Origin of the sequence: Micromonospora chokoriensis (assembly GCF_000718555.1) — a bacterium.
Classification (GTDB): Bacteria; Actinomycetota; Actinomycetes; order Mycobacteriales; family Micromonosporaceae; genus Micromonospora; species Micromonospora chokoriensis_B.
In genome coordinates this window covers 107178-117514 of the sequence record NZ_JOAN01000020.1, presented here as the reverse complement: position 1 = coordinate 117514, position 10337 = coordinate 107178, and the positions used below count along the sequence as shown (strand labels likewise).

Sequence of the window (10337 nt, the reverse complement as noted above, 5' to 3'; positions counted from 1 at the left end):
CCACGCCGCCCACAACGCCCTCACCCCCGGCGGCTGGCTCGCCCTCGAAGTACCCAACATCGCCTCCGCCGCCGCCAACCGACTCGGCACCGACTGGCCCGCGATCGCTCCCGCGTACCACCGTTGGCACTTCAGCCCCCACACGCTGAGCCGGATGCTCGTGGAATCCGGTTTCCGGGTGATCTCCCACGACACGGTGTTCTCACGGTTCTACTGGCAGCCGGCAGCACGGATGCGCAACGCGCGCGACCTGCTGGTCGCCGACGTGGCCGCCAGCCACTCGCCCCGGGTCACGCACCCGCAGCTCGGCGACCTGCTGCGGATCTTCGCCCGCCGCGACGACCGGGTGGTGTCGTGATGGGCGCTCCCCTGCTGTCGGTGCTGCTGATCAGCTGGAACACCCGCGAGCAGACCCGGCAGTGCCTGGAGTCGCTGGCCGCCACCGCCGACGCCGAGCTGGACTACGAGGTGGTGGCCGTCGACAACGGCTCGTCCGACGGCTCGGCAGCCATGCTCGCCGACCAACCCCGGGTCCGCCTGATCCGCAACAACCACAACACCGGGTTCGCCGCCGCCGTGAACCAGGCGTACCGCCGGGCGAACGGGCAGCTGATCCTGCTGCTCAACAGCGACATCCGATTCCACCCAGGCGCGCTGTCCCGGATGATCGACTATCTGCGGGAGCGACCGGAGGCCGCCGGGGTCAGCCCGCTGTACCTCAACCCGGACGGCACCTTCCAGCAGCACTACGTCCAACAGCCCAGCTTCGCCGCCACCATCGCGCTGGTGACCGCGCTGCGCCGACTGCCCGGATTCCGCCAGGCGCTGCACCGGTTCCAGATGCGGGGGGAGGATTTCAGCCGCCCCCGGCAACTCGCCTCCGGCAGCTGCATGCTGCTGCGCCGCACGGTGCTCGGGCAGCAGACCATCTTCGACGAGACCTTCCCCGTCTACTGGAACGACGCGGTCCTCGCCCGGCAGCTCGACCAGGCCGGGCACGAGCTGTGGATGATCCCGGACGCGGTGGTGACGCACAGCCGGGGGGCGTCCTGCCGGCTGCTCGGGCCGACCATCCGCTTCCGCCACCTGCTGGGCAGCCTGGTCGGATACCTGCGGCTGACCCAGCCCCGGTACCGAATGCCGGTGTTCCGGGCCGTCCTGCTCGCCGACCACCTGGTCAAGCGACTCTTCGGTCGATCCGTACAGCTGGGTCTGACCGACCTGCTCGCCGCGCTGCGCGGCGACGTCGGCCCGCTGCCCGACGGGGACACCCGCGACTGGGTGGTGCTGTTCAGCCGTGCCCGCTGGTCGGTCGACGGGCATCCGGCGGTGCTGGACCAGTTGGCGCCCAGGCAACGGTTGCTCTTCGTCGACCCGCCGGGACGCCGGCCGCGCTGGCGCTGCGCGGTGACCCCGATCGGCTCCACGGCCTGGCACGCCGTCGCGCCGACCGCGTTGCCGCTGGGCGACTCGGTGCCGCTTGTCAACTGGATCAACCGGCGGATCGCGGCCAGCGCTCTGCGGGGCTGGCTGGACCGGCACGCCGGCGCACGCCTGCTGCGACTCGACGACGAGCGAGCCCGCCCGGTGCTCGGCCGACTCGGCGAGGACGAGCTGCTGCCCGCCGCAGCGCCTCGGCCGATGGAGCGGTCGGGCCGTGGCTGAGCAGACGATTGAGCGACCGGCGGCCCCGACGGTCGTCGCCCCTGCCGACGACCGGGACTGGGTGGTCATCTTCAGCGGCACGCCGTGGGCGAACGGCGCTCACCGGCAGCACGCCCTGGCCCGCGAGTTGACCGTCGACCACCGAGTGCTCTTCGTCGACCCGGCCGGGCACCTTCCTCGCTGGCGCGTGGAGATCCGGCAGGTGGCCGACGGCCTGTGGCAGTGCGCCGGGCCGGCGCTGTTGCCGCTCGGCCGGCACCTGCCCCCGGTCAACCGGGCCAACCGCTGGCTCGCCGCACGCCTGCTGCGCCGGTGGTTCCGGCGGCAGGCGGCATCGCTACGTCTGCTGTGGCTCGACGAGGACCTGGCCGCGCCGGTCGCCGCCCGGCTGGACGCGTCCGCCGTCGTGTACGACGCCACCGACCTGGACTGGACGTTCACCCGGCGCTGGAACCGTGGGCACCTGCGCCGCGCGCTGCGCTCCGCCGTCGGCGCGGCAGACCTCGTCCTCGCCTCGTCCACCGCGCTGCCGGAGCGGATGCCCGCCTCCGACCCGGCGCCGGTGGTGCTGGCCAACGGATGCGACCCGGAACGCTTCTCGCCGGACGGCCCGGTCGCGCCCTGGCTACTCGGGCTGCGCCGGCCACTGATCGGCTACAGCGGGGCGGTCGACACCCGGGCGTTCGACGCGGAACTGGTCGCCGCCGTGGCGCGGGCCCACCCCGAGTGGACGTTCCTGCTGATCGGCCCGTCCACCCGGGCCGGTCGCGCTCCGCTGGCCGGGCTGTCCAATGTGCAGCTGGTCGACGCCGTCCGCTTCGCGGACGTGCCAAGCATCCTGCGGGCCTGCGACGTCACGATCATCCCGTACCGGGTGGGCGGGTTGATCGACTACGTGCACCCGAAGAAGTGCTACGAGTACCTCGCTCTCGGCAAACCCGTCGTCGCGACGCCACTGCCGGCGCTGCGGACGCTTGCCGACACCATCGCCCTCGCCGCCGACCCGACGAGTTTCGGCGCGGCGCTGGCCGACGCGCTGGAGCGTGCCGACGCACCGGACGAGGCGGCCCGGCGCCGCGAGGTCGCCGCCGGCAACAGCTGGTCCGCCCGGGGTATCCAGCTGCGCTCGCTGTTGGCGGGGTTGCCGCGATGAGGATGCCGATCGTCGCGCCGAGTGTGCTGCTCGCCGGGGCCGGGCTGGGTGGCGTGGTCACCGTGGTCACCCTGCTCCCCGGGCCGGTCGGTCTGGCCGCCGCCATCGGGGTGCTGTGTGCCGGCGCGTTCCTGCTCTGGCCCTGGGCCGTGCTGCCGGTCGGCATCATCGGCGGCGCCGTGGTCGGCGCCCTGCTCAGTGGCGGCGACGTGCGCGGCTACATCGCGGTGAAGGTGCTGCTGCTGGCCGCCGGCGGCGCGGCGCTGGCCGTGCGCCACTGGCTGGGGGTGGAGGCGGCCCCGCGCCGCACCGTCGCCGACCTGGGGATGCTGGGCCTGATCGGATTGACCGTGGTGGCGGCGACCTACGGACTGGCCGTCGACAACCTCCCGGCGGAGGTGCTGGTCGCCGCGTACCAGGTGGCCACGATCCCGGTGTACTTCTTCGTCGCCACCCACACCCTCACCTCGAGCCGTCGGATTTTGGCCGCCGGCATCCTGTACGTGGTGCTGGCGGGCATCTTCACCGCCATCTCGGTGGCGGCTCCGGGGCGGCACGGCGGGCTCATCACCCTCATGGCGATCCCGGCGCTGATCTGGATCGCCGGTCGGGTGCGGGGCTGGCGTCGAGCCGGCGCACTCCTGCTCGGCGGGTTCTTCGCCGTCGACGTGCTCCTCGCGTCGTACCGGGGCATCTGGCTCGCCGCCGCGCTGACCGCGCTGATCATGCTGGTGCGCGGCGGACGCACCGTCCGCACCGGCCTGGCCGCCACCGCCGCCGCCGCGATCGCGGTGGCCGGGATCCTCGCCCTGCAACCAGGGGTACGGGAGCGGGCCGGCGAGATCACCAAGGGGTTCCAGCAGTCCGCCGGTTATCGGGGCGTGGAGTCCGAGGTGGGTCTGGGCGTCTTCGCCGACCAGCCGCTGGTCGGGGCCGGCCTCGGGCAGACCACGCCGGACATCTACCTGTCCGGCTTCACCTTCACCGACGTCGGGCCGGTCTACCACGCCTTTTACGTCACCGTGCTTGCCAACCTCGGTCTGGTCGGCCTCCTGCTGGTTCTCTGGCCGATCCTGCGCAGCGTCCGCGTCGGCCTGCACAGTCGAGACGGGATCGCCCTGCCGTTCGCCGCGCTGTCCTGCGGTTTCCTGGCCGCCGCTCTCTTCGCGGCACCGACCGACGGGCACTGGGAGCTGGGCCTGCTGCCGGCGCTGACCCTCCTCACGGCACACCACGACAGCGCGCGGCTGCGGCGACTCGCCCGGCCACCGCTCCGGCGCGGCGCCCTGCCCCGAACGGGAGTCGCGGCATGAGGCCAGCCGACGCCACCGCCGTGGTGGTCACCCACAACTCGGAGCAGCAGATCGTCGCCGCCCTGACCGCGCTGCGAAAGTCGGAGGTGCCGGTACGAGTGGTGGACAACGCCTCCACCGACGGCACTGTCGACCTCGTCCGGCGCCGCTTCCCGGAGGTGACGGTGCTCGCCAGCCCCACGAACACCGGTTTCGCCACCGCCGTGAACCAGGCCGCTGCCGGAGTCGACACCGACGTCGTGCTCCTGGTCAACCCGGACTGCGTGGTCACCCCCGGCACGGTGGCGGAGTTGGTCCGGGTCATCCGCAGCCGACCGTCGGTAGGCATCGCCGGGCCGCGGCTCATCGACGCGCACGGCCGGATCGCGATAAGCGCCCACCGGTTCGAGTCCCTCGTCACGGTGCTGGCCAGCCGGTTCGGTGGGGCCCTGGTGCCGGTTTCGCTGCGGCGGCTGCTCAGCGGCCGGCAGCGCCGGGCCGCGTACGACGCCTGTGTGCGCGGGGCGGAGCCGGTGGCCGTGGACTGGCTCTCCGGTGCCTGCCTGGCGGTGCGGCGGGAGCTGTTCGAGGCGGTCGGCGGGCTCGACGAGGGCTATTTCCTGTACTACGAGGACGAGGAGCTGTGCCTGCAGGCGGCCCGGCGCGGCGCCGAGGTGCTCTACGTGCCCTCGGTGACCGCCGTGCACACCGGCGGGGCGAGCAGTTCCGACCCGGCCTGGATCTGGCCCCACCTGTACCGCAGCATGCTGCGGTTCTTCGCCCGCCACCGAGCCGGCACCCTGCGCGCCGTACGCGGCGCCGTGCTGCTGCGCGCGCTGATCGGTATCGGACTGGCCGGGGTGCGGATGCCCCTGCAACCCCGAGCCGGGACAGCCCGAATGCGCGCCTGGACCCGCGTCGGCCGGATCGCGGTCAACCGACATGAAACGAGAGGAGGAGCGTGATGCACGTCCTGACAACTGTCGTCGGCAAACGCACCGAACACTGGACGGACCTGTTCGACGTCCTGTGCGAACAGCCGGACGTCACCCTCACCGTGCTCGCCGCGGACGTGTCCCCGACGACACGACGCGAGCTGGCCCGACTGGCCCGCCGACACCCCCGGCTGCGGTACTACGTCGTTCCGCACCTGCTCGGTGAGTCGTTGACCGGGCACATGGCCTCGGTGCTGTTCCGGCTCCCCGGCCAGCACGACGTGACCACCGCTCGCCCGAACATCCTGCACGTCATCGGCGAGGCCGCGTACCTCACCACCTGGCAGGCCCTGCGGCTGCGTCAACGTTGCTGGGCCGGGGTGCCCACCACGTTGTACGCCGCGCAGAACGTGGTCACCCGCTTTCCGGTGCCGTTCCCCCGGATCGAGCGACAGTCCTACCTCTCCGTCAACCACGCCTTCCCGATCACGCCCGCAGCCCTGAACGTGCTGCGGATCAAGGGTTACCGGGGACCGGCGACGATCGTGCCGCTCGGCGTGGACACCCGAGTCTTCCGCCCGCTGCCCACCGATCCGACGGCGCATCCGTTCACGGTCGGCTTCGTCGGGCGGTTCGAGCCGCACAAGGGCGTCGTCGACCTGCTGCGCGCCGCCGAGCTGGTCGACTGCGACGTGTCGCTGGTCGGGGACGGCAGCCTGAGCGGCGAGATCGAGCGGGCCGCCGCGCGCCGGCCCGGCCGGGTGCACCGGCACGGCTGGGCCGGGCACGCCGAGCTGCCCGCGCTGCTCAACGACATGGACGTGTTGGCGATGCCGTCGGTCGAGGTGGTGCAGCGCAACACCCTGCCGTGGATCGGCATCCCGCTGCGCGAACAGTTCGGCCGGGTGCTGGTCGAGGCGATGGCCTGCGGCGTACCCGTCGTGGGCAGCGACGTCGGCGAGATCCCGTACGTGGTGGGCGACGCCGGTCTCGTCTTTCCGGCCGGCGACGTCCCCGCGCTGGCCGCCCGCCTCGCCCGGCTGCGCGACGACCCCGCGCTCGCCGGCCAGCTGGCCAACCGGGGGTTGGCCCGCGCCGGCATCGAGTTCGGCTGGGATCGCATCGCCGACACCCTCTGCACGACCTGGCGTGGGCTGCGGTCCTCGACCGGGTCCCTTCGCACATCGCCCGCCGAGGCCGGGCACCCAACCAGAGAGGCGATCGCCTGATGAGCGCGTCGATAGATGTCAAGAGCCTGCTCGGTGTCTCCTGGCGCCGGGTGGGCGTACCGCTGCTCGGCCTGTGCGCGGGCCTGGCCGCCGCCCAGGGGGTCACCCAGCTCCTCCCCGCGCGCTACGAGGCGCAGGCCTCCGTGCTGGTCAGCGCGGAGCAGACCGACGCGGACCGACCGGCGGATCTGGCTCTCGCGCAGAACCTCACGCCGACCATCGCCCGGCTGGTCGGGTCCCGGGAGGTCGCGCTGGAAGCGTCGCGTTCGCTGCAACTGCCCGAGCGGGCGGTGCTCGGCCACGTCAGCGGCGAGTACGAACTCGGTCTTCAGATCATCACCGTGCACGCGAACGCCGGCACCGGCGCGCAGGCCGCCGCGATCGCGAACGCGGCCTCCCACGCTGTCAGCCAACAGCTGAGTCGGCTGGACATCGGCGGCTCCAACCGCATCAACGCCCGGGTGCTCGACACCGCCAGCCCACCGACCCGGCCCGCCTTCCCGAAGCCGCTGCTCAACGGGGCGCTCGGCGCCCTGGCCGGGCTACTGGCCGGCTGGGGCGTGACCATGCTCCGCGACCGGTTCGACAGCCGGCTACGCGACATCGGCCAGATCGAGGCACGGCTGGGCCTGCCGGTCATCGGGGTGCTGCCGAAGCTGCCGCGCCGCTTCGCCCGCCATCACGCCGCCGCGCTGTACGCTCGCACCGACGTCGCCGACGCCGTGCGCGCCACGATCTCGACGCTCAGTGTCCTCACCGCTCCCCTGCCTCGTCGACGGCTGCTGATCACCAGCGCACACGACGACGACGGAAAGGCGCTGGTGACCGCCCTGCTCGGGCTCGGCATGGCCGACGAGCACTGCCGGGCCACTCTTGTCGACGGGGCGGTCCGCGACCCGGTGCTGTCGGGCCACTTCCCGGAGGCGCCGCACACCTGGCAGCAGGTGCTGACCCAGAAATGCCCGCCGGTGCGTCTGGTCGACTTCCCCACTCTGACCGTGCTGCCGGCCGAGCCTCGCGAGGGCGCCGACACCGAGGCCCTGCACGAGTTGGGTGGGCTGCTCAACGCGCTGGGCGAGGACGAGGACTGCGTGATCGTCCACGCGCCGCCGATCCTGGCCGGGCGGGAGATCTCGGCGTTCGCCCAGCACGCGGACGGCGTGCTGCTTGTCGTCCGGGCCGGCCGGACGAACCTGGACGACAGCACGAGGGCGGCCCGACTGGTCCAACAGCTCGGGCTCCCGCTGGCCGGTGTCGTGGTGATCGGTGCGGTGCCCCGGACCGATCACCGGCCGGGCAGCGAGCAGCCGGCCCTGGCACCGAGCGTGGCGCAGGACGCCCTGTCGCTGTCGCTGCCGACGACGAAGGCGGGCACCCAGGGCGCGGTCATCCGTGAGCTGGTCAGCGCCCTCATCGAGGACAAGTCCGGGACACCGGGACGCCACCGCCGGCAGACCCAGAAACCGGGCGAGTCGGTCGCGGACGGCAGGACGGTCGAGGGCACGACGGTCGAGCGCAAGCCCGTCGAACATCAGCCGGCCGAGCGCACACCGGTCGGCACCGTGCCCGCTCCCGCCGAGGCGCCGGCCGGGCCGACCCGGGTCGAGGATGCCATCACCCAGCCGAACCCGGTAGTGACGGACGTCCCGAACCAGGCCGAACAGACGCACACGCCAAGTGCCCAGCCCGAGCCCGCGGCTCCGGTCTGGGGTGCTCCCGCCGTCGTGGGTGTCCTCGGCCGGCCGCTGGCCCGGCCCGAGGCGGTCCGGAGGCCGCCGGTGGCGGAGGCAACGCTGCCGCAGCCGTCCCCGGACGCGCCGATCGGCAATCTGGTGGACCGCTGGCCGGTCTTCGGGCCGGAGTTGCTGGCAGCCGGGCGATCGAGCGCGGAACGGCTCTCCCCCGGGTCTGTCGTGCTGCGGCGAGCCGTGGCCGTCGGCGACACCGATCGCTGGCAGTGACGACAGCCGACGGACTGCCCAGATGACTACGTACGACACTGACAAGGAGATTGGCCGATGAGTGAGATGTTGGTACCGACACAGGCATCCGAGCCGTCGCTGGACGACCCCCGCGCGCTCTACTGCGACCTACTCAAGAAGGCGCTGACCCGGTACGTCTTCCGCGAGACGTGGATGCCCTACCAGCCGCGCCAAGGCTCCCTGCACGGCCGGATCCTCCAGCACGGCCGGCACCTGCTGCAACGCAAGGGGCTGGAACTGGTGCTCCAGTTCCCCTTCGACGCGGAGGCACGGGCCACCGGCCGGGACTGGCCGCCGGAGGCCGAGACCATGATCGGGTTGCGTCGGTTGGACAACCTGGAGCGATGCGTCAAGGACGTGCTGGAGCGGGGTGTGCCCGGTGACCTGATCGAGACCGGCGTGTGGCGGGGCGGGGCGGTCATCTTCATGCGCGGGATGCTGCGCGCCTACGGCGACCGGGACCGCACGGTGTGGGTCGCCGACTCGTTCCGCGGCCTGCCGAAGCCGGCTGCGCACCGGGTCGAGGACGTCGAGGACGCGCTCTGGCAGGTGCCCTTCCTGGCCGTGTCGTTGGAGCAGGTGAAGGCGAACTTCGAGCGGTACGGGCTGCTCGACGACCAGGTCCGGTTCCTCAAGGGCTGGTTCTCCGACACCCTGCCGACCGCGCCGGTGGAGCGGATCTCGGTGATGCGGCTCGACGGGGATCTCTACGACTCGACGATGGTGGCGCTGCGCTCGCTCTACCCGAAGCTCTCCATCGGGGGCTACGTGATCATCGACGACTACCACGCGGTACGCGGCTGCAAGCAGGCCGTCGACGACTTCCGGGCCGAGCACGGCATCGTCGACGAGCTGCACCAGGTGGACTGGACGTGCCGCTACTGGCGGCGGTCGCGCTAGACCTGCGCCGACACCGACGGCGGGTGGGAGGTCCGAGGATCTCCCACCCGCCGTCTTCGTGCCCAGGGTCCGGGTCGGCGTCGGCTCAGTTGGCCGGCGGTGTCTGCGGGTTGGCCGTGAGCCACTGCGCCACCCGGTCCTCGCGCAGTGCGGCGAAGAGCGCCGGGGCCCGGGCCTCGTCCAGCCGCACCGCGGACCCGGCCGGGGTCTGCAGATTGGCGTCACTGAACGGGACGGTGACGAACTGGACCGTCTCCGGCTTCACCTTGCGCAGCACGAGGGCGAGGTCGGCCAGGTTCAGGTCACGGTCGACGACCAACGATTCGGCCGCCGTGGTAAGCACCCGGTCGAGTCGAGTCGGGCTGGTGAGCAGACTCGTCGCGGTGACCCGCTCGGCCAGGGCACGGACCACCAGCTGCTGGTCGTAGATGCGGCCGAAGTCGCCGCCGGGCACGCCGTGCCGCTGCCGCATCAGGTCGTCGGCCGCCTTACCGTCCAGGTCGTGGCAGCCGGTGGGCCAGGTGACGCCGGTGTCCGAGGACTTCACGGTGTACGGCAGGCAGACGTTGATCCCCTCCACCGCGTCCACGAGCTTGCGGACGGCGGCGAAGTTGGCCACCAGCACGCCGTCGAGTGGCAGGCCGGTGAGCTTGGCGACCGTCTCGGCGGCCAGCGCGGCCCCGCCGAACGCGAACGCGGCATTGATCTTGTTGAGGCCGCCGGCCCAGGTCTGCCCCGCCGCGGGCACCTCGACGTAGCTGTCACGGGGGATGGAGACGACTGTGGCTCCGTCCCGCGCGGCGTTGACGTGCACCAGCATGATGGTGTCCGACCGCTGCCCCGGGTAGAGGCCCTGGTCCGGCTCGCCGTCGCGGGAGTCCGACCCGAGCAGCAGGAGGTTGAGCGGTCCCGACTCCCACCGCCGGTCGTCGTGGGCGCCGGTGCCCTGACCCAGGATGTCCTCGCGCTGCACGCGGCCCTCGTACCGGTGCTTGAGGCCGAAGCCGACGGCGACCAGGCCCGCGCAGAGCACGGCGAGCAGCAGGAGCAGGCTGATGGCCGCCTTCTTCCACCCCGCCATCGCCCGCCACCTCGACGTCGACGTCGCCGGCGGGACCGCGCGGCTGGGGATACCGGTCACCATCTTGACCACCTCTGAACGAACCGTCTGGACGCCTGAA

9 protein-coding genes are annotated in these 10337 nt (G+C 72.4%); 8 read left to right on the top strand and 1 reads right to left on the bottom strand.

Going from position 1 to position 10337, the window contains the following annotated elements; all coding sequences use genetic code 11:
• The 8 genes from IF46_RS0124985 to IF46_RS0124950 form a co-directional block, all read left to right on the top strand.
• The coding region (locus IF46_RS0124985) for a methyltransferase domain-containing protein (protein ID WP_030490819.1) at positions 1-358 on the top strand (358 nt) is incomplete at its 5' end.
• Positions 358-1665, top strand: coding sequence for a glycosyltransferase family 2 protein (locus IF46_RS0124980; protein ID WP_030490818.1), 1308 nt, complete (start codon positions 358-360; stop codon positions 1663-1665). The genes IF46_RS0124985 and IF46_RS0124980, both read left to right, overlap by 1 nt.
• Complete coding sequence (locus tag IF46_RS0124975; RefSeq protein WP_030490817.1) at positions 1658-2818, top strand: glycosyltransferase; 1161 nt, start codon at positions 1658-1660, stop codon at positions 2816-2818. The genes IF46_RS0124980 and IF46_RS0124975 overlap by 8 nt, the downstream gene beginning before the upstream one ends.
• Complete coding sequence (locus IF46_RS0124970) at positions 2815-4131, top strand: O-antigen ligase family protein (protein ID WP_157563447.1); 1317 nt, start codon at positions 2815-2817, stop codon at positions 4129-4131. The genes IF46_RS0124975 and IF46_RS0124970 overlap by 4 nt, the downstream gene beginning before the upstream one ends.
• Positions 4128-5075, top strand: a complete 948-nt coding sequence (locus IF46_RS0124965; RefSeq protein ID WP_030490815.1) for a glycosyltransferase family 2 protein — start codon at positions 4128-4130, stop codon at positions 5073-5075. The genes IF46_RS0124970 and IF46_RS0124965 overlap by 4 nt, the downstream gene beginning before the upstream one ends.
• Positions 5075-6274, top strand: coding sequence for a glycosyltransferase family 4 protein (locus tag IF46_RS33415; protein ID WP_051724151.1), 1200 nt, complete (start codon positions 5075-5077; stop codon positions 6272-6274). The genes IF46_RS0124965 and IF46_RS33415 overlap by 1 nt, the downstream gene beginning before the upstream one ends.
• Positions 6274-8235 (top strand): hypothetical protein, encoded by a 1962-nt coding sequence (locus IF46_RS0124955; RefSeq protein WP_030490813.1) that lies wholly within the window; start codon positions 6274-6276, stop codon positions 8233-8235. Before IF46_RS33415 ends, IF46_RS0124955 begins: the two co-directional genes overlap by 1 nt.
• 57 nt (positions 8236-8292) lie before the next feature.
• The gene (locus tag IF46_RS0124950; RefSeq protein ID WP_198041530.1) at positions 8293-9156 is read left to right on the top strand and encodes a TylF/MycF family methyltransferase; all 864 of its coding nucleotides are present in this window, start codon (positions 8293-8295) and stop codon (positions 9154-9156) included.
• A gap of 85 nt (positions 9157-9241) precedes the next feature.
• Here IF46_RS0124950 and IF46_RS0124945 read toward each other — a convergent pair whose 3' ends face one another.
• On the bottom strand, positions 9242-10300 hold the full coding sequence (locus IF46_RS0124945; RefSeq protein WP_051724159.1) for an LCP family protein: 1059 nt from the start codon (positions 10298-10300) through the stop codon (positions 9242-9244).
• Positions 10301-10337 lie beyond the last annotated feature (37 nt).

Bases quoted from the DNA above. Each gene is read 5' to 3' on its own strand.
- IF46_RS0124980 (WP_030490818.1), top strand. From the start codon at position 358: ATGGGCGCTCCCCTGCTGTCGGTGCTGCTGATCAGCTGGAACACCCGC.
- IF46_RS33415 (WP_051724151.1), top strand. From the start codon at position 5,075: ATGCACGTCCTGACAACTGTCGTCGGCAAACGCACCGAACACTGGACG.
- IF46_RS0124950 (WP_198041530.1), top strand. From the start codon at position 8,293: ATGAGTGAGATGTTGGTACCGACACAGGCATCCGAGCCGTCGCTGGAC.
- IF46_RS0124965 (WP_030490815.1), top strand. From the start codon at position 4,128: ATGAGGCCAGCCGACGCCACCGCCGTGGTGGTCACCCACAACTCGGAG.
- IF46_RS0124955 (WP_030490813.1), top strand. From the start codon at position 6,274: ATGAGCGCGTCGATAGATGTCAAGAGCCTGCTCGGTGTCTCCTGGCGC.
- IF46_RS0124970 (WP_157563447.1), top strand. From the start codon at position 2,815: ATGAGGATGCCGATCGTCGCGCCGAGTGTGCTGCTCGCCGGGGCCGGG.
- IF46_RS0124945 (WP_051724159.1), bottom strand. From the start codon at position 10,300: ATGGTGACCGGTATCCCCAGCCGCGCGGTCCCGCCGGCGACGTCGACG.